The organism is Mucilaginibacter straminoryzae (genome assembly GCF_022953055.1).
Lineage (GTDB): Bacteria > Bacteroidota > Bacteroidia > Sphingobacteriales > Sphingobacteriaceae > Mucilaginibacter > Mucilaginibacter straminoryzae.
In genome coordinates this window covers 186,922-207,315 of the sequence record NZ_JALJEJ010000005.1, presented here as the reverse complement: position 1 = coordinate 207,315, position 20,394 = coordinate 186,922, and the positions used below count along the sequence as shown (strand labels likewise).

Below are 20,394 nucleotides of genomic sequence, written 5' to 3'. Positions count from 1 at the left end.
ACAAGAGCAGGGCAGATTGGTTTAATCAGTCGACTTAGAAAAGTAAATCAAGGGTCAATATGTGAAAAAGTGTTAAAATTTCGACCCGTAACTAAAATGTCACCTTATAAGTCGCGCTATTAATTAGTTTTGCGTAATAAATAGTAAATACGCCGTATTGTTCAGGCGTCTGGATTTTAAGTGAAACACCCCCGTGAAGAAAAATTTACTTGCCCGAATTGGTTTATCCGCATTTGCAGCAGCATCAATGATGATTGCCGGTTGCAGCAAAGATTCAAATAACAACACCGTAGCAACCGTTGGCACCAACGCCATTACCGCAGAGGTTACCGCTACCAGCGCGATCAGCGGTGGTGTCCTGTCAGACATCGGCAGCGCCAGCGTCACCACTGAAGGTGTTTGTTACAGCACCACCAACCAAAGTCCAACCATTTCTGATAGCCATACCAGCAGCACAACTATTACAGGGAGTTTCATTAGCACCCTTAGCAGCTTGACAGCAAGTACCACCTACTATGTACGTGCGTATGCTACCTCAAGCGCAGGAACAGGCTACGGACCTACGGTAAAGTTTACCACTGCAGCGGCTAACGCCACACCTGCAACGGTAAGTACTTTTGCCGGAAGCGGTTCTGAAGGCTTTACTAATGGCGTGGGTACCGCGGCGCAATTCTGGAACCCCCAGGCTATTGCCAGCGATGCACAGGGGAACTTATATGTAGCAGATTTGTTTAACCACGTGATTCGTAAAATTACTACCGCCGGTGTTGTCACTACTTTTTGTGGCAGCGGTGTAATGGGGCATCAGGATGGCGCAGCAAACGTGGCCCAATTTTACGCGCCTGCGGCACTTACTGTTGACGCACAAGGCAATGTATACGTAGCCGACCAGGGCACTAACCTGATTATAAAGATTACGCCTGCGGGTGTAGCCACTACTATTGCGGGGAATGGCTCGGCAAACTACATCAACTCAACTAATGCACTTAGTGCAGCGTTTAACGCACCACGGGGAATTGCTGTTGACGCACAGGGTAATATCTATGTGGGCGATACCGGCAACAATTTGATCCGTAAAATAACGGCTGCCGGGGTAGTTACCACTTTTGCAGGGGGTAATACGACGTCTGCTTCTACGATTACACTGATTGATGCAACAGGAACAGACGCACGGTTTAGGCAACCCCGTGGACTGGCATTTGATTCTAAAGGGAATCTGTTAGTGGCAGACTATGGCAACAACAGCATCCGTAAAATAGCCAGTGATGGTACTGTAAGTACTTATATCGGAAATTCAACCATCTCTACGCTTGTTGGTAACCCTACCGCTTTGGTACTTGACGGCAGCGACAATGTGTACATTGCCGATGAGGCGGGCAGGGTCTTAAAGATCAATAGTAGCCTGAGCGTGATGAATACCATTGCCGGTACTTCTGGCAGCAACGGTTACCAGGAAGGCGCAGGCAACACCGCGCAGTTTAACGTGCCTGCCGGTGTAGCGGTAGTGAGCGGTAATGTTTACGTAGCAGATTACGCCAATAGCCGGATCCGGAAAATCACCGGAATTCAATAAGCAGTAAAACTATTTCAACCATAAAATCCCGGTTGCCTACACAGCAGCCGGGATTTCTTTTTTAGCCGAATAGCAATCCGAATACCTCGTCGATGCCCGCTACCGGTACTATCTCTATCGTAAAGCGAGAAAGGTCGAGCCGTTGCTTATCCTGTCTGGCTGACGGCAGGTTATATTTCGAAATAAAGATCCGTTCGAAACCCAGTTTTTGTGCTTCGGCAATACGTTGTTCTACCCGGTTAACCGCGCGGATCTCGCCGGACAAGCCAATTTCGCCTGCAAAACAGGTTTTCACCGGGATGGGAATATCCTCGTGCGAGGAGATGATGGCAGCAGCCAAACCTAAATCTATAGCCGGGTCTTCTACCCGTATACCGCCGGTGATATTTAAAAACACGTCCTTCGCCCCCAGTTTAAAACCGCAGCGCTTTTCTAAAACGGCTAATAACATGTTCATGCGCTTGGTATCAAAACCAGTTGCCGAGCGTTGGGGCGTTCCGTATGGAGACGGGCTTACCAAAGCCTGCGTTTCTATCAGCATGGGGCGCATACCTTCCAGCGTAGCCGAAATGGTAACACCACTTAATGGTTCGTCGCGCTGGGAAAGGAGGATTTCTGATGGGTTGGACACCTCACGTAAACCTGCGCCAAGCATTTCATAGATCCCTAATTCGGCAGCAGAACCAAAGCGGTTTTTAATGGCCCGAAGGATCCGGTAGACATGGTGGCGGTCGCCTTCAAATTGCAATACGGTATCTACCATATGCTCCAGGATCTTTGGACCGGCGATCATCCCGTCTTTGGTGATATGGCCGATAAGGATCACCGGCGTGCTGCTTTCTTTGGCAAATCGCAGTAGTTCAGCGGTACACTCGCGCACCTGCGATACGCTGCCCGGTGTAGATTCAATATGCGCCGAATAAAGCGTCTGGATAGAATCTACTACTACCAAATCAGGCTCTAAATGTTCAATCTGTTTAAAAATATTCTGGGTAGAAGTTTCGGTAAGAATAAAAACCCCCCTACCCCCTGAAGGGGGAACAACAGCACCCCCTTTAGGGGGCTGGGGGGCTAACCGCTCTGCCCGCATCTTAATTTGCTTTTCGCTTTCCTCTCCGGATACATAAAGCACCCGTAACTGCGGCATGTTCAGCGCCAGTTGCAGCATTAAAGTCGACTTACCAATGCCCGGTTCGCCACCAATCAGGATCAGCGAACCATCTACAATACCGCCTCCAAGCACACGGTTAAACTCCTGGTCGGGCGTCACGTAACGGTGCTCTTCCTCTACCTTTATACTGCCTACTTCGACTGCCTTATTTGCCCGTTGAAGGGAAGTAGAAGCAGCTGGTTTCCAATCGGGTATACTGTTGTTCGGTTTCTCGATGATTTCTTCTACAAAAGTATTCCACTGGTTGCAAGAGGGACATTTACCCAGCCATTTGGGCGATTCGTAACCACAGCTCTGGCAGAAATAGGATGTTTTGGTCTTAGCCATTTTAAAATGTAAAGCGACAAAATGTAAAGATACTTATTTTGCTAATAAAATTAGCTTTCCTGGTTAAAAAAGGATGATTAGGATTTTCTTCGATCATCTTATATATTTGCGCGATAATAATTTTCTCAAAGGGGTGCCTTGCTTTGGTGATAAACAAACTGCAGGTTGTTTACCAAACTGAAAGACAGGCTGAGATCATACCCATTGATTTGAGTTGAAAGTTAAAGGTTGGAAGTTGAATGCCACTTGCAACTTGTAACACACAACATACAACTCCAATCATACACCTGATCCGGATAATGCCGGCGTAGGGAATGGTAAAAAGTTAAGTGTACTGCGCGTTTACACCCGGCGTGCAGATGGTTTAACTAAGTTTTAGTAATACTTATTTTGAAAAACTTCATCACGGCGACAATCGCCCTGCTGCTGCCTTTTCTGGCATCGGCACAAATCACGCTTTCCGGTAAAGTCACGGAAGGAAAAGCAAACAACAATCTTCCAGGCGCTACGGTCGCATTATTACAAGGTACAACCACCACAATAGGCGATGTTAGCAAAAGCGACGGATCTTATGAAATCCGGAACATCCGTCCGGGCAGCTACGTACTTAAAGTAACTTACGTAGGTTATCAAGCCTATACCAAGTCGCTGCAATTAAAAGGTAGTTCAACAATTAATATCACGCTTGAACCAGAAACCAATGATCGCAACTTATCAGAAGTTTTTGTAAGCGCTACGCGGGCTTCGTCAAAAACGCCGACCACCTTTACCAACCTTAACCGTAAGGATTTACAAAAGAACAACCTGGGGCAGGATCTGCCTTATCTGCTTGGGCAAACACCTTCGGCAGTTACCACTTCAGACGCAGGTGCGGGTGTAGGCTATACAGGTATCCGCATCCGCGGTTCTGACGGCACCCGTATTAACGTGACAATCAACGGCATTCCATACAACGATTCTGAAAGCCAGGGTTCTTACTTTGTCGATCTGCCGGATGTTGTTTCTTCAGTAGATAACATCCAGATCCAGCGCGGTGTGGGTACTTCTACCAACGGTGCAGGTGCTTTTGGTGCAAGTATCAATATACAAACCAGCCGCCGAAGAGATACAGGCTATGTGGAGCTGAACAACAGCGCAGGTTCATACGGTACGCTGAAAAATACCATCAATGCCGGAACCGGATTAATCGGCGGCCATTTCAGTGTAGATGGAAGGCTTTCCCGAATCCAAACAGATGGCTATATCGACAGGGCACATGCAAACCTTCGCTCTTATTTTGTAAGCGGTGCTTATTACGGCAAGGGAAGTACCTTAAGATTAAACGTCTTCTCTGGTCACGAGAAAACCTACCAGGCCTGGAATGGCGTGAATGCAGATTCCGTAGCCGCCGGTAACCGCACCTATAACGAACTGGGTTATATTGCAGCTAATGGTACATACTATAATAACCAGACAGATAACTATACCCAAACCCATTACCAGTTACTGTACGATCAGCGTATCAGCAACACACTTTCGTTTAACGGCGCCTTACACTATACCAAAGGTGCAGGCTATTACGAAGAATATAAGAACAAAGCTAACCTGGAAGATTACGGGGTTACGCCAACCAACCCGGCGAATAATATTACCGACCTGATCCGAAGATTATGGTTAGATAACGATTTTTACGGGCTTACCTATAACTTCAAGTACAACCCTAATAACGATTTCAACCTGATTTTTGGCGGTGCTTATAACCAATATAAAGGCGCGCACTTCAGCCGGATCATGTCAACCGTGCTGAATACTGGTGTGCCTAATAATTACGAGTATTCGCGCGATAACGCCAAGAAGAATGATTTCAACAGTTTCTTACGCGGCGAGTATCAATTAGGAAAGTTCCTGTTATATGCCGATGCGCAGTACCGTCATATCTATTACTCGTTCCTCGGGTTCGACCGTAACCTGAAAAACGTTCAGCAGGCTGTCGACTTAAACTTCTTTAATCCTAAAGCAGGCGTTACTTTTGATCTGACAGATCGAAGCAACCTGTATGCCTCATGGGCAGTTGGCCACCGTGAGCCTAACCGTGATGATTATATCAATTCTACCCCGGCCAGCCGCCCTAAAGCAGAAACCCTGCACGATTTTGAATTGGGTTACCGTACCAGGGGCAGCGTATTTACCGGCGGCATCAATGGTTTTTACATGCTGTACAAGAACCAACTGGTGTTAACCGGTTCGTTAAATGATGTAGGCGCGGCCATCCGTACAAACGTGCCTGATAGCTACCGCGCAGGCGTCGAACTTGATGGCCAGGTAAAGATTACCAATCAACTGACCTGGGCTGCCAACGCAGCGCTTAGCCGCAACCGGGTGAAAGATTTCCACCAGTTCCTGTTCAATTATGATAACAACAAACAGGTAGAAACCGTGTACAAAAATTCGAACATCGCATTTTCTCCAGACTTTGTTGGCAACAGCGAATTGAGCTTCCGTCCGATCAAAAATGGCGAGATTGCTTTCATCAGTAAATATGTAAGTAAGCAATACCTGGATAATACATCGAATATCAACCCGGCTGGTATCCCTGCGGCTGGTAACAATGCTTACGTTAGCGACCGTTTGTTAAAAGCCTATTTTGTCAATAACCTTCGCCTTGGCTATAATTTCAAAGCAGGTGTTTTTAAAAATGTAGGCATTACTTTGCTGGTTAATAACCTGTTTAATGTAGAATATATTGCCAACGGCGCAACCTACCCGGATATTGAAGGTGGACAGGTGGTTAACTATAATTACTTCTTCCCGCAAGCAAAAAGAAACTTTTTAGCTTCATTGAACCTTAAATTTTAATAACAGGTTGCAATGCACCATTGGATTGAATTGCTAAGCGAACAAATACGGCAAACCACTTTTTTAGAGTGGCTTGCCGTTGTTTTAGGCGTTACCGAAGTATTGCTCGCCAGAAAAAACAATATCCTGCTGTACCCGGCGGGTATTATCAGTTCGGGCATTACTATTATGCTGTTCTTTAAAGCGGGGCTGTTTGCCGATGCCGGGTTGAACCTTTATTATGTGATCATCAGTTTTTACGGCTGGATCATCTGGTCGAGGCGAAAAGCCGGTGAGAAGCCGGTGAAAATAGCTTACGCCTCTGGCAAGGAATGGTTAACCACCCTATTGATCGCATTTGGTGGGGGGATTGGCATCTGGTTAATATTAAAACATTTTACACCATCAACCGTGCCTTTATGGGATGCCTGGGTAACTTCATCCGCCTGGGCAGGTACGTACCTACTGGCGCGTCGACGCATAGAAAACTGGGTGGTACTTAATGTATCCAACCTGTTTGCTATTCCGCTGCTGTTTATCAAACAACTTCCGCTGTTTGCCCTGCTCACTATCTTTCTTTTCATCGCGGCAGTTTTTGGCTTCTTCGATTGGAAGAAGATTTATGAACGAAAGTAGTTTACTGCCTCAACAACTGGTATATGAGTCAACAAAACCATCCTTCCGAATTGTTAAAACCGGAATGGGTAAAGATCATTCGCGGCGAAGCGATGGCTGCTGAGCAAGCCGGTTTGTTACAGGCCGGGCAATTGGAACTGATCTATCAGCAGCAATGGTTTAAAATATTGGTGCCGAAGATTTACGGCGGGCTGGAACTGCCGTTACCCGAAGTGGTGCGGTTAGAGGAAGCATTTGCCTGGGCCGATGGCAGCCTGGGTTGGGTAATTACCCTATGCGCAGGTGCAGGATGGTTCGGTGGTTTTTTGCAGCCCAAAGTAGCCGAACAGATATTTGCAGACCCCAAAGCCTGCCTGGCCGGAAGTGGCGCTTCTACCGGGACTGCTTTAAAAACAGCGGATGGGTACCAATTGAGCGGCAGCTGGAAGTACGCCAGCGGGATTAAACATGCCACACATTTTACCGCGAACTGCATTATCCGGCAGGGGGAAGAAACTTTACCGGATGCTGATGGCAATCCGCTAATCATCCCCTTTGTGATAGACCGGGCAGATGCCGAACTGATACCCGCCTGGAAATATGTGGGCATGATGGGTACCGGCAGCCATGCTTTTAAAATGAATGAGGTAAAAGTACCCGCCAGCAGGAGTTTTAAAATAGAGGCGGAAAGCGCTGTTGTGAAAAATCCATTATACACTTACCCCTTCCTGCAACTGGCAGAAACTACGCTTGCAGCGAACCTGTCGGGTATGGCGCTGCATTTCATCGATCTATGCGAGCCGATATTTGAAGAGCGTATTCAAATCAAGAAGCTTACAGCATATCAGCATTCGGTATTAAAGGAAGCATTGCAGGAAGAAAAAGAAAACCTGCGAAATCTGCGCCGTTTCTTTTACGAGGCGCTCGATCAATCGTGGAACAGTTTTACCAGCGGAAAACATACGGAAGCAGAGCTGAAAACGGTAAGCCAGACCAGCAGGGTACTTGCCCTTGCTTCGCGCGAAAGCGTTGACAGGCTATACCCCTATTGCGGATTAATAGCAGCTTCGCCCGATACCGAAATTAACCAGGTATGGCGCGATATACATACCGCAAGCCAGCACACCCTGCTCACCTTTTTAGAATAAACAAGGGTTAAATTGTTTGATAACAAAAATATCACATGCTTTTTTAATTGCATTTGTGATATTTGCCCCTGATTTAAAAAGGCATCTACATGAAGATCAAGTACATTGTATGCGGGTTATTATTGCTTACCGTTGGCGCATCCGCCCAAACTAAAGGAAAGGTTAAAGCAGCTCCCGCACCTGCAGGCCTGCCCAGGCCGAAATTGGTAGTAGGTATTGTTATCGACCAAATGCGTTGGGACTACCTTTACCGTTATTACGACCGTTACCAGGCAGGCGGTTTTAAGCGTATGCTGAACGAGGGCTTTACCTGCGAAAACACCCAGATTGACTATCTGCCAACAGAAACTGCACCCGGCCATAGCTGTATTTATACCGGTTCTGTCCCGGCAATACATGGCATCGCGGCAAATGAATTTATTATACAGGCTACCGGAAAGCAGATTTACTGTACAGACGATTCTGCCATAAACGGTGTAGGTACCACATCTATTGCAGGTAAAATGTCGCCGCGTAATTTACAGGCCACTACCATTACTGATCAACTGCGCCTGGCTACTAATTTCCGTTCGAAAGTGATTGGTATTGCGTTGAAAGACCGAGCATCTATCCTTCCTGCGGGGCATACCCCTACCGGAGCCTATTGGTTTGATGATACCAGCGGAAACTGGATCACCAGCACGTATTATACCAATGACCTGCCAGCGTGGGTAAAAGGCTTTAACGAGGGCACGACCTTGAAAAACTACCTGAGCAAACAGTGGACGACCTTATACCCAGCTGAAACTTATGTGCAAAGCACGGCTGATAATTCACCTTACGAAGGAAAATACCGCGGAGAAACTGCACCCGTTTTCCCGCATGACCTGGCAGCCATCAGCAGAAATAACTTTTATGGCGCTATTCGCAGCTCGCCTTTCGGTATCAGCTTTACCCTTGATTTTGCCCGTACAGCTATCGAAAATGAGCAGTTAGGCAAACATCCCGAAACTGATTTCTTAGCCGTTAGCTTGTCATCTACAGATTATGTAGGTCACCAGTTTGGCCCGAATTCAATGGAAGTAGAGGATATTTACCTGCGCCTGGATAAAGACCTGGCCGCGTTTTTCAGCTACCTGGATGCTAAAGTTGGCAAGGGAAATTATACCGCCTTTTTAACTGCCGACCACGGCGCAGCGCATAACCCTAAGTTCTTGATGGACCATGAAATGCCTGCAGGCTATTTCAACCCTATTGCGGTAGCAAAAGAGCTGAATGCCATGCTGGAGAAAAAATACGATGCGAAAAACCTGGTATTAGAGATTGGTAGCTACGAAGTGAACCTGAATAATCCGTTGATCGAGGAAAAGAAACTGAACGCGGATGTGATCAAGTTCGATGTGATCAACTACCTGCAAAAATTGCCTGGCGTATTGTATGTGGTCGATTGCCAGAAAGCGCAGATGGCTGCTGTTCCAGAGTGGATCCGCACGCGCATTATCAACGGCTACAACCCCGAGCATAGCGGCAGCATTATTGTGATCCTGAAATCTGGCTTTTACGGTGGCGCGATGAACGCAACCGGCACCACGCACGGTACCTGGTCGCCTTATGATACTCACATTCCGCTGTTATTTATGGGATGGGGCGTACAACACGGCAGCCTTAACCGCGAAACACACATGACGGACATTTCCGCAACGTTAGCAGCCTTACTCCATATTCAGGTGCCGAGCGGCTGTATCGGTCAGCCGATACCCGAAGTGCTGAAGAAATAAAAAATGAAACCCTCTCCAAATCCGAGAGGGTTTTTTGTTGGTAATCTGTAAGTATATGAGAGCCGATCAAATTGTCGCTCTATTTAGGCAGATCTGGTGCAGCTAATAGGCCGTCTTCTTTGTCAAACAGGAAACTCATCGGATGGTCTGGGTCTTTGATGATCTCGAACAGCAGGAAGCCCCATTTCTTCCAGAAATTTTCCAGCACCTGCCCGTAAGTTTTTACATCCCATTCATCAAAAATAGGTTTGGCGCTATTTCCTCTTAGTGATTGCGGTTCTATATAAATGGTATCGCCAACAGGCATAATGTCATAATTGGGCAAACGGTTAAATAAATAAGCAGAATAAAACACGCGTGCGCAGAATTCTTCAAACTGTATGGGATGTAGCGTTTGGTCTTTGATCTGCTCGTAGGCTTTCTGCTGGTAGCGGCTAATGGTACCGTTATCCTGTAGGCAGATCACCAGCCCAAAGTCTGCAATACGGAGCGAGAACGTAAGCGTGCTCATCTCGTCGCGGTAGCTAAACTCATCAGCAGCGTTATCTACCTTGAAAATAAACAGACTGTAGGGCTTAAAGCCGTCCTCGAATTCGATTGGCAGATTAAGGCTTTGCAGCATAATGTGCAGGTTGGTAAACCGTTGCAGAATGGATTGCGACACGGTGAGTTCCAACCCTTCGGCTTGTTGCTGTAAGCGTGCAGCATGCAGTTCGTTAAAAACAATCCCATGCAGCCACTTACCTACCCATAAAAACAGGCGGTGCTCATCCAAACCCTTTAAGCCCTCATAACCTTTGTTGAAAGCGGCTTCTATTTCGCGTTCCAAAGGCTCGATATACTGCTCGTTGGTATCGGCGGCACAAGGCAGTTTCAGGTCTTTATAAGTGCTTAAGCTTTCATCAAGTAACTTAAACGGCTTGTCTTCAAGGCCAAACCTAGACATCAGCCACTGCGGAAAAACATAGATCTGCTCCTCGGGGCTGTTGATCGGTTTGCCGGTTAAAAAACAAAGCTTTTTACTGGTGTTAAATACTTTATACGGGTAATAGATTTGCTGCTGCATTGCTGCAAAGATAGGGATGATTTTAAGCTTAAATTTTTAGCTTTGATTTTTAACATGAAACTGACGTATCAACCTTTTCAGCTCGAACTGAAGCACCGCTTTACCATCGCCAAATTTTCGCGCACCGCCACCCCGCTGATGCTGCTGCAAATAGCACACGAAGGCCAGGTTGGTTATGGCGAGGCATCTATGGTGCCTTACATGGGCGAAACTGTAGAAACCGCTACGGCATTTCTGGAAAAAGTAGACGTAAGCCAGTTCCGTTATCCGTTTAACTTTGATGCGATAGTAGATTACCTGGATGCAATTGCGCCTGGCAATACAGCGATTAAAGCGGCGATAGACATCGCCTTGCACGATCTGGATGGCAAGCTGCAAAACAAACCATGCTGGGAAATGCTCGGCAGTGATTTAGCCAAAATGCCGGTTACCAGTTATACGCTGGGTATTGATACGCCGGAAGTGATCATCCAAAAGCTTAAAGAAGCGCCGGATTGCAAAGTAATTAAAGTAAAACTTGGCCGGGATAGCGATCGCGAACTGATCAATACCATCCGTTCTATAACAGACAAACCTTTATATGTCGATGCAAACCAGGGATGGACAGACCTGAGTGAAAGCCTGGAACTGACCTACTGGCTAAAAGAGCAGGGCGTAGAACTGATTGAGCAACCATTTTTAAAAACAGACCTGGAAAGCAACGCCTGGCTGACCGCCCGTAGCCCCATTCCGATCATCGCTGACGAAGCGGTGCAACGTTTTGCAGATATGGACCAGTTGAAGGGAGTGTACCATGGCATCAACATTAAGTTGATGAAATGCGCTGGTATGCACGAGGGGAAGAAAATGATTGACAAAGCCCGGCAAATGGGTTTCAGCATATTGATTGGGTGCATGACGGAGACCAGCTGCGCCACATTAGCTGCCGCTGCGCTCGCCCCGCAATGCGACTGGGCCGATCTGGACGGGCCGTTCCTATCGGGAAACAACCCTTACCCCGATCCGCATTTTAAAGAAGGGAAGTGGATATTAAATAACGAACCCGGACTGGGATTAAAAACCCTATAAACGGCAAAAGCCCCTATTACGGGGCTTTGCTGCTTGTTTAGTTAGTTAATAGATTTTTATTTGGGCAGTAACACACCGTTAATGCCGTTGATTACACCATTGGTTGCCATCAGGTCATACAACGATACCTCGGCAGAATTACCTGCTGCGTTAGTGATCTGAAGTGTTTTATTCGGGCTTACCGATAAGGTAAGTGTTTGCCCGTCTATAGTGGTTACGGTAGCTTTTCCTTTACCTGCCGTTAAGGCTTTAATAATTTCTGCCTTGGTATAATGCCCTACTACCACATGCCCTTTCAGCACAGAGGTAAGCTTTGCCGGATCTTTCATCAAGCTGTCCAGCTTCCCTTGCGGAATTTTGCTGAAAGCAGCATTATTAGGTGCAAATATGGTATATGGGCCTGCGGCCTGTAAAGCGGTTTCTAAACCTGCTGCCTTTACTGCACCTGCTGCCATCGAGAAATCAGAACTGGATGCCAGTAACACACTCAGATCCTGGGTCGCGTTAACCGCAGGTGTAGTAGTGGTTGTTGTGGTAGTAGTTGTTGTTTTTTTGGTGGTATCCTGCGCGGTTTGCGCACTTGCATTAAGTGCAGTGAAACACACAGAAACGGAAGCTGCTACTATTAAAAGGGATTTTTTCATGTTCTTCTCCATCTTAAAATTAAAAATTTGATTTTTTAGTTTAGTGGGTAGCGGTTTCTCTATAGTATGTATTTTTAATCTTTGGTTTATATTATAACTCCTAAAACTAAGAATTGTTGTAACCTTAGTTTTCTTAGGCTGATCAATCACCTCAATCGATGCTTGACAAGAAGATGCCCGCATGCTTAAAAACCGCCTACTAAAGGCGAATACGCACCGAGCTAAAGGCCTTCATCCCATGCTTTTTTTCTACATTTGCGGTTCAAGTATCATGATGTTATGAGCGAGGAAAGATCGTTAAACTTTATAGAAGAGATTGTTGAGGAAGATTTACGTACCGGCAAGCACAATCGCCGTGTACTTACCCGTTTTCCGCCAGAGCCTAACGGCTATTTACATATCGGCCACGCAAAATCTATTTGCCTTAACTTTGGTTTGGCGCAGAAATACGGCGGTGCAACCAATCTTCGTTTTGACGATACCAACCCCGTTACCGAAGATACCGAATACGTAGAAAGCATTAAAGAAGATGTGCGCTGGCTGGGCTTTAACTGGGCCAATGAGCTGTACGCCTCTGATTATTTCGATATTATCTACTCTTTCGCCTTAACGCTGATCCGTAAAGGTCTGGCTTATGTAGATGACAGCACCCCGGAAGAGATTGCCGCACAAAAAGGCACACCGACCGAACCGGGAACGCCAAGCCCATACCGCGACCGCAGCATTGAAGAAAACGTGCAGTTGTTTGAAGAAATGAAGGATGGCAAATATCCTGACGGGGCGAAGGTGCTTCGTGCGAAGATCGATCTGGCTTCGCCGAACATGCACATGCGCGACCCGATTATGTACCGCATCAAGCACGCGCATCACCACCGTACCGGCGATAAATGGTGCATCTACCCGATGTATGACTTTGCGCACGGGCAGTCTGATTCCATCGAAGAGATTACGCATTCGTTGTGTACGCTGGAATTTATTCCGCACCGCCCGCTTTATGAGTGGTTTATCGAGCAGTTGGAGATTTTCCCTTCACGCCAGTATGAATTTGCCCGTCTGAACCTGAATTACACCGTCATGAGCAAGCGCAAGCTACTGCAACTGGTGAATGAAGGCCACGTAGAAGGCTGGGACGATCCGCGTATGCCTACCATCAGCGGGTTACGTCGCCGTGGTTATACCCCTGCTGCCATCCGCGATTTTTGCGAGCGTATAGGTGTAGCCAAGCGCGAAAATATCATCGATGTAAGTTTGCTGGAGTTCTGTATCCGCGAAGATCTAAATAAAACAGCATGGAGAAGAATGGCCGTACTGGATCCGGTTAAACTGGTGATCACCAACTACCCCGAAGGCCAGACCGAAACACTGCATGGCGAAAACAATCCGGAGGTAGAAGGTGGCGAAGGTGGTCGTGATATCCCGTTCAGCCGCGAACTGTATATCGAGCGTGAAGACTTTATGGAAGTTCCGCCGAAGAAATTCTTCCGTTTAGGACCGGGCTTGATGGTACGCCTGAAACATGCTTACATTGTAAAATGCGAAGACTTTGTAAAAGACGAAGCAGGCAATGTTACCGAGATCCAATGTACCTACATCCCCGAGTCTAAATCCGGCCAGGATACCAGTGGCATTAACGTAAAAGGCACTATCCACTGGATCAGTGTACCGCATGCCAAAACTGCCGAAGTTCGTTTGTACGACCGTTTGTTCCGGGTAGAAGATCCGGCAAATGAAGATGGCGACTTTAAAGAATACCTGAATCCGGATAGCCTGCAGATCATCCAAAATGCCTACATCGAGGATGATCTAACCACTGCGGTACCCGGCAAAGGTTACCAGTTTATCCGTAAAGGTTACTTTACTTTAGACAAGCATTCCACACCAGAGAAACTAGTGTTCAACCGCACCGTAACGTTGAAAGACGGTTGGGTAAAAAAATAACAGCAGGTTAGTATAATCCGACAAAATAAAGAGAGGCGTTAAGCCTCTTTTTTGTTTTACAGCTTTCCATCGCAATAAAAACAAGTATCGTACATTTACGATAATAAGGTATATGAGCAAAGGACAGCAGGTAATACGCGATTGGTTTGAATATAAGAAGTGGCAGCAATTTCCTTTTCAGCGGGAAATGGAAGATGCCTACCTATCCGGTTGCTCAGGTTTGCTGAATGCACCTACGGGCAGCGGCAAAACCTTTGCGCTGTTCCTGCCGTTTCTGGCCGGTTATATTAACAAGTACCCGGAAACTTACCAAACCAGGGAAAACAATGGCCTGCTGATGCTGTGGATCACGCCACTGCGCGCCTTAACTAACGACATCCGAAAGGCAATGCAGGAGGTATGCGACGACCTGGACATCCCCTGGAAAATTGCTACCCGAACCGGGGATACACCTGCTGCGGAAAAGCAGGCATTGAAAAAGAAACTGCCCGAGGTGTTGCTCACCACCCCGGAAAGCCTGCACCTGATGCTGGCGCAGAAAGACTACCCCCGCCTGTTTCAAAGCATGGAGGTAGTAGTGATAGACGAGTGGCACGAACTGCTTGGAACTAAAAGAGGCGTACAGGTAGAGTTGGGCTTATCTAAGTTAAGGGCGTTAAGGAAGGGGGGCCTTTCTAATGGCGACCTCTCCCTAGCCCTCTCCAAAGGACAGGGGACAGAAAATAAGGATAGTTCAACCGTCAATGGCGACCTCTCCATAGCCCTCTCCAACGGAGATGGGTCTGAAAAGGATAAACCTGAATATTATACTACAGATGCGACGAGTTGGAAGGCGCTTATCGATCAAGCCAGGGAGATGCGGCATAAACCAACAGAGGCTGAAAATATATTGTGGCAGCAGTTAAGGGCCAAGAAATTGGGATGCAAATTCAGGCGACAGCAACCGGTGTTAGATTATATTCCCGATTTCGTCTGCATAGAGAAGAAGTTAATCATAGAAGTTGACGGAGGGTATCATCAGGGCGCTGATCAGGCGGATTATGATAAAGGACGGGAAAAATATCTTGAAGAACATGGCTATACCTTGTTGAGATTTGGTAACGATGCTGTTTTAAATGACATTGAAGGAGTTATAGCGCATATAAGAAAATCACTAAGTAACTCCCTCCCCTTTGGGGAGGGCCGGGGAGGGGTCGAGCTAAAGATTGAAGACGGCCGATCAGGGGTCCAATCCTCGCTTCCCGCCTCCCGCAACTCACTTTCCTCTCTCCGCATCTGGGGGATCAGCGCTACGATTGGCAATTTAGAACAGGCGTCAGAAGTGCTATTGGGTAATAATTTCCCGCAGGACAAGATCAAAATGGTACGCGCGCACCTGGATAAAAAGATTGTGATCAAATCTGTTATTCCTGAAAACGTTGAACAATACTCGTGGACGGGCCACATCGGGCTAAAGCTGCTGCCAGAGGTAATGCAGATTGTTGCGAAAAGCAATACCACACTTATTTTTACCAATACACGTGCTCAGTCAGAAATATGGTATCATGCCATTTTGGATAACTACCCGGAGTATGCGGGCATTATCGCCATGCACCATGGTTCGCTGGATAACGATCTGCGCAACTGGGTAGAGCAAGCTTTGCACAGCCAGGCATTAAAACTGGTGGTGTGTACATCAAGTCTGGATTTGGGTGTCGATTTCCGCCCGGTAGATACCGTTATACAAGTAGGCAGCCCGAAAGGGGTAGCGCGCTTTATGCAACGCGCCGGGCGTAGCGGGCATCATCCGGGTGCTACCTCCCGCATATGGTTTATTCCTACCCATTCAATGGAGCTACTGGAAGGCGCAGCACTAAAGCAGGCGATGATCAACGGGAATTTCGAAAGCCGCGACCCGATCCTGCTGGCTATGGACGTGCTGATCCAGTACATGGTAACGCTGGCTGTTTCTGATGGCTTCCGTGCAGATGAGTTATTTAATGAAATAAAATCTACTTATGCCTTTGCAGATCTCCGCCGGGACGAGTTTGGCCAGCTACTGGATTTTATTACTACCGGTGGTAACACGCTATCGCAATATGACGAGTTTTTAAAAGTGGAAGTAGAAAACGGCCTGTATAAAGTAAACAGCCGTAAAGTGGCCATGCGGCACCGTTTAAGTATCGGCACCATTACCAGCGAGGTAAGTTTGCGCGTAAAACTGATGCATGGCGGCTCCTTAGGAAATATCGAAGAGTATTTCATCTCGAAGCTAAAACCGGGCGATGTATTTTGGTTTGCAGGCCGCAGCCTTGAGTTTATAAAGGTGAAGGATATGACGGCATTTGTGAAAAAATCCAACGCCACAAAAGGAATGATCCCCAGCTGGCTGGGCGGTCGTATGCCATTATCTTCGCAACTGGCAGCCGTTTTTCGTGATAAACTGGATGAAGTTGCCAGGGGCCTCGAACGCGATGAAGAAGTGATTGCCCTGAAGCCCCTCTTCAACCTTCAATCGCAGCTATCACATTTACCAGAAAGCCACGAGTTCCTGATCGAATCTTTCCGCTCGCGCGACGGGCATCACCTGCTTTTTTACCCCTTTGAAGGACGGCTGGTTCACGAGGGTATGGCTTCATTGTTTGCCTACCGTTTGTCTAAACTAAAGAAAGCAACCTTTTCTATCGCCATGAACGATTATGGGTTCGAGCTGCTGACAGACGACGATGTATTGTTGAAAGAAGCCTTGGAAAACGATCTGTTCTCCATCCATCAGCTCTTAGATGATATCCAGCACAGCCTGAATGCAAACGAAATGGCCCGGCGACGGTTTCGGGATATTGCACACATCGGCGGGTTGATCTTTACCGGTTACCCTGGGCAGCCCATGAAGCACCGGCATTTGCAGGCCTCCACATCGCTGCTGTTTGATGTATTTAGTGAGTACGAACCCGATAACCTTTTAGTGCGGCAAGCTTATAACGAAGCTTTGGCTTTTCAGTTAGAAGAGTTTCGTTTGCGCCAGGCTTTGCAACGAATTGGCAAGCAGCAGGTAATTATTAAAGAAATTGAACGGCCCACCCCGTTTGCTTTCCCCATAATGGTGGATAGCCTGCGCGAAAAATTAACCACCGAAAGCCTTGAAGATCGCGTAGCTAAAATGGCTCGGGATTACGACGTGGATGTAAAAACAAAAAAAACTGTGGACGAAGCCAAGCCAGCAGAACCCAGGCGGAAAAGCTTCTTTACTAACGGTGCCTGGGGCAAAAAGAAGCGTTAAAACTTAGGCAGTCACCAGCTCCTGCTGGCCAACCTTCTTCAGCACAATCCGGAAGGTGGTTCCCTTGCCCAGTTCAGAGTCCTTTACAAAGATGTGGCCGTTATGGTAATTCTCTACCATGCGTTTAGTGAGCGATAAACCCAATCCCCAGCCACGTTTACGCGTGGTATATCCGGGACGGAAAACGGTTTCAAACTTCCTTTTGGGAATTCCTTTACCGGTGTCTTTAATATCAATATAAAGCTGGTTCTTTGTTTTACTGCCCGAAATTTCTACACTGATTTTTCCGGGCCCTTCTATCGCATTAACCGCATTTTTCATCAGGTTTTCCAACACCCAGTCAAACAGCGGGATGTTCAGGTCGGCTTTCAGTTGCGTATTACCAGTCACTTCAAAGCTGATCTTGTTACTCACGCGTACCTTAAAGTAATCTACAAAATCTGTTACCACATCGTATACATTGTGCGGGTCAAGCACCGGCCTCGAGCCAATTTTAGAAAAGCGGTCGGCTACGATTTCCAGACGCCGCACATCATTTTCCATCTCGGCGATCAGCGGGTCGTTTTCGGCATCAAACTTCTCTTTCATCAGCTCAATCCAGGCCATTAACGAAGAGATGGGCGTGCCTAACTGGTGGGCGGTTTCTTTAGCTAAACCCACCCAAACTTTATTCTGCTCAGACTTTCGCGATGAGCTGAACGCCGTGTAGGCCACCAATAAAAATATAGCGATAACCGATAGCTGGATGTACGGAAAAACCCGCAGCTGGCTAAGTAACTGGGAGTCTTTATAATAGACCAGCCAATAATTGTTGCCAAAAATATTGATCTTAATAGGCTCATGCTGCGCCTTCATAGATTCCAGTTGATCCCGAAAATATTGGATATCGTATTTGGGTAACTTCTCTTTTAGCCCTGCGGATGCCGTGATAGGGATGTAAGTTTTGGTAGAATCCAGCCCCCGTACAAACTTAAAATCACCGCGCTCGTCGGTTACAATGGCCGGTACAGAAAGGCTGTCACGGACAGAGAATACATAGTTCAGGTAGTCGTTATCGTCTGATGATAATACCTGTTTCATGCTCTGCGCCCAAACCTGCGCACGCGTACGTTCAGATCTGGCAATGTTTTTAACCAGGTAATTGGTATATAGCAACGAGCCGCTGGCAATCACTACGGCAAAGGCCAGCAGCAGGTATTTCCAGAGTCTTCGTTGTTCGTATGGGTTGGGAATCATTTAACAGTGCTCAAATTAAGTTATTTTTCTTTAAATGTTAGTCCGGCCGTTGGCAACATATCAACGTATTATCTCGTTTTTATTATCTGAAAAACTAATCGGCTGTCGCTCTTGCAAACTAACGGACTCAAGGTCTGATCAACTCACCGACTTTCGGGCGAATAGCCTATCTTTGCCCCCACTATGAGTAACCAGAAAGTAAGGGTGCGTTTTGCGCCCAGCCCAACCGGTGGATTGCACCTTGGCGGCGTACGTACGGTTTTATTTAATTATCTTTTTGCAAAGCAGCACAACGGCACTTTTGTTTTGCGGATAGAAGATACCGACCAAAACCGCTATGTAGAGGGTGCTGAAGCATACATTTTGGATTGTTTAAAATGGTGCGGACTGTTTCCGGACGAAAGCCCCGAAATTGGCGGCCCGTTTGCACCTTACCGCCAAAGCGAACGTAAAGCGTTATACCGAGAATATGCAGAGCGTTTAGTGGCGCAGGGACATGCGTATTACGCTTTTGATACGCCGGATGAGCTGGAGCAGAAGCGTAAAGACGTGCCTAACTTTCAATACGGGCATGCTTACCGCAATGAAATGCGTAACTCGCTTTCGCTGCCGGAGCATGAGGTAGACAAATTGCTGGACGAAAAAGTGCCGCATGTGATCCGCATCAAAATGCCAACGGATGAAACCGTCAGCTTTACAGATATGATCCGCGGGTTTGTAAGCTTCGATACCAATCTTTCTGATGATAAAGTACTGCTGAAAGCCGACGGTATGCCAACTTACCACCTGGCCGTAGTAGTTGACGATTACCTGATGCAGATCACCCACGCTTTCCGCGGCGAAGAATGGCTGCCATCGGCGCCTGTTCACTTACTACTTTGGGAATACCTGGGCTGGAAAGAACAGATGCCGCAATGGGCACACCTGCCATTGATCCTGAAGCCAGACGGTCACGGCAAGTTAAGCAAGCGCGACGGCGCGCGTTTAGGCTTCCCGGTATATGCCATGAACTGGACGGATCCGAAAACAGGCGAACTGACGCCGGGCTTCCGTGAGCTGGGCTTTCTTCCGGAAGCATTTAACAACCTGTTAGCGATGCTGGGATGGAATGCCGGAACAGACCAGGAGGTTTTCTCACTGGACGAGTTGATTCAGCAGTTTTCCATCGAGCGGGTAAATAAGTCGGGAGCGAAGTTTGATTTTGAAAAAGCGAAGTGGTTCAACGCGGAATGGATCAAACGCTTAAGCGCTGATGAATTGAAACCACGTGTAGTACCGATATTAAATGATAAGGGAATTACGGTATCGGATGAAGATTACCTGGTAAAGGTGATCGACCTGGTGAAAGACCGCTGTACCTTACTGACTGATTTTTACCAGCAAGGCGGCTACTTTTTTGAAGCGCCAAAGGAATATGATCTGAATGCCGTAAAACCTAAATGGACGGATGCCAAAACAGAATTCTTTAATACCCTGTCAGAATCTTTACAAGCAGCCAGCCAATGGGAGGCTACAGGTTTAGAAGCAGATTTTAAAGCCCTTGCCGAGCAAAAAGGCCTGAAGATAGGCGACGTGATGTTGCCATTCCGCGTGATGCTGGTTGGCGGCAAATTTGGCCCGCACGTATTTGATATCGTGGCATTGTTGGGCAAAGAAGAAACCATCCGGCGGATTGGTTTAGCCTTAAAAGAGTTTACGGCATAAGTCTTTCAGAATAATACTCGTAGAGAAGCGATATTCGCGTCTTATCAGGCTTAGGGAGACAGGATGTATCGGTA

At 47.1% G+C, this 20,394-nt stretch carries 13 protein-coding genes; 9 read left to right on the top strand and 4 right to left on the bottom strand.

The genetic code is table 11. The features are described 5' to 3' along the window. Positions 1-193 precede the first annotated feature (193 nt). On the top strand, positions 194-1,573 hold the full coding sequence (locus tag MUY27_RS20670) for an NHL repeat-containing protein (RefSeq protein WP_245130432.1): 1,380 nt from the start codon (positions 194-196) through the stop codon (positions 1,571-1,573). 61 nt (positions 1,574-1,634) lie between these two features. Here MUY27_RS20670 and radA read toward each other — a convergent pair whose 3' ends face one another. Next, positions 1,635-3,071 (bottom strand): DNA repair protein RadA, encoded by a 1,437-nt coding sequence (gene radA, locus MUY27_RS12825; protein ID WP_245130431.1) that lies wholly within the window; start codon positions 3,069-3,071, stop codon positions 1,635-1,637. Between the two features lie 390 nt (positions 3,072-3,461). On the opposite strand from radA, the gene MUY27_RS12820 reads away from it, so the two are divergent. The 4 genes from MUY27_RS12820 to pafA all read left to right on the top strand — a co-directional run bounded on the left by MUY27_RS12820 (position 3,462) and on the right by pafA (position 9,405). Further along, positions 3,462-5,906, top strand: coding sequence for a TonB-dependent receptor (locus MUY27_RS12820; RefSeq protein ID WP_245130430.1), 2,445 nt, complete (start codon positions 3,462-3,464; stop codon positions 5,904-5,906). 12 nt (positions 5,907-5,918) lie between these two features. Continuing rightward, a complete protein-coding gene (pnuC, locus tag MUY27_RS12815) occupies positions 5,919-6,521 on the top strand; it encodes a nicotinamide riboside transporter PnuC (protein ID WP_245130429.1) in 603 nt (200 codons plus the stop codon). Between the two features lie 23 nt (positions 6,522-6,544). Then, positions 6,545-7,648, top strand: coding sequence for an acyl-CoA dehydrogenase family protein (locus MUY27_RS12810; RefSeq protein ID WP_245130428.1), 1,104 nt, complete (start codon positions 6,545-6,547; stop codon positions 7,646-7,648). 89 nt (positions 7,649-7,737) lie between these two features. Next, positions 7,738-9,405 carry an alkaline phosphatase PafA gene (gene pafA / locus MUY27_RS12805; protein ID WP_245130427.1) on the top strand — a complete coding sequence of 556 codons (1,668 nt, stop codon included), beginning with the start codon at positions 7,738-7,740 and terminating at the stop codon, positions 9,403-9,405. Between the two features lie 79 nt (positions 9,406-9,484). Here pafA and MUY27_RS12800 read toward each other — a convergent pair whose 3' ends face one another. Next, positions 9,485-10,471: a hypothetical protein gene (locus MUY27_RS12800; RefSeq protein ID WP_245130426.1), complete on the bottom strand. Its 987-nt coding sequence runs from the start codon at positions 10,469-10,471 to the stop codon at positions 9,485-9,487. A 54-nt stretch (positions 10,472-10,525) separates the two neighbouring features. Here MUY27_RS12800 and MUY27_RS12795 point away from each other — a divergent pair, with 54 nt between their 5' ends. Beyond that, complete coding sequence (locus MUY27_RS12795; RefSeq protein ID WP_245130425.1) at positions 10,526-11,539, top strand: dipeptide epimerase; 1,014 nt, start codon at positions 10,526-10,528, stop codon at positions 11,537-11,539. Positions 11,540-11,595: 56 nt separating this feature from the next. Here MUY27_RS12795 and MUY27_RS12790 read toward each other — a convergent pair whose 3' ends face one another. Then, complete coding sequence (locus MUY27_RS12790; RefSeq protein WP_245130424.1) at positions 11,596-12,183, bottom strand: fasciclin domain-containing protein; 588 nt, start codon at positions 12,181-12,183, stop codon at positions 11,596-11,598. A gap of 279 nt (positions 12,184-12,462) precedes the next feature. Between MUY27_RS12790 and MUY27_RS12785 the strand changes: the two genes are divergently transcribed. Further along, the gene (locus tag MUY27_RS12785; protein ID WP_245130423.1) at positions 12,463-14,121 is read left to right on the top strand and encodes a glutamine--tRNA ligase/YqeY domain fusion protein; all 1,659 of its coding nucleotides are present in this window, start codon (positions 12,463-12,465) and stop codon (positions 14,119-14,121) included. A gap of 112 nt (positions 14,122-14,233) precedes the next feature. After that, positions 14,234-17,380: a ligase-associated DNA damage response DEXH box helicase gene (locus MUY27_RS12780; protein WP_245130422.1), complete on the top strand. Its 3,147-nt coding sequence runs from the start codon at positions 14,234-14,236 to the stop codon at positions 17,378-17,380. A gap of 3 nt (positions 17,381-17,383) precedes the next feature. On the opposite strand, the gene MUY27_RS12775 is transcribed toward MUY27_RS12780, so the two are convergent. After that, the gene (locus MUY27_RS12775) at positions 17,384-18,616 is read right to left on the bottom strand and encodes a sensor histidine kinase (RefSeq protein ID WP_245130421.1); all 1,233 of its coding nucleotides are present in this window, start codon (positions 18,614-18,616) and stop codon (positions 17,384-17,386) included. Between the two features lie 183 nt (positions 18,617-18,799). Between MUY27_RS12775 and gltX the strand changes: the two genes are divergently transcribed. After that, on the top strand, positions 18,800-20,320 hold the full coding sequence (gltX, locus tag MUY27_RS12770) for a glutamate--tRNA ligase (RefSeq protein WP_245130420.1): 1,521 nt from the start codon (positions 18,800-18,802) through the stop codon (positions 20,318-20,320). Positions 20,321-20,394: the final 74 nt, after the last annotated feature.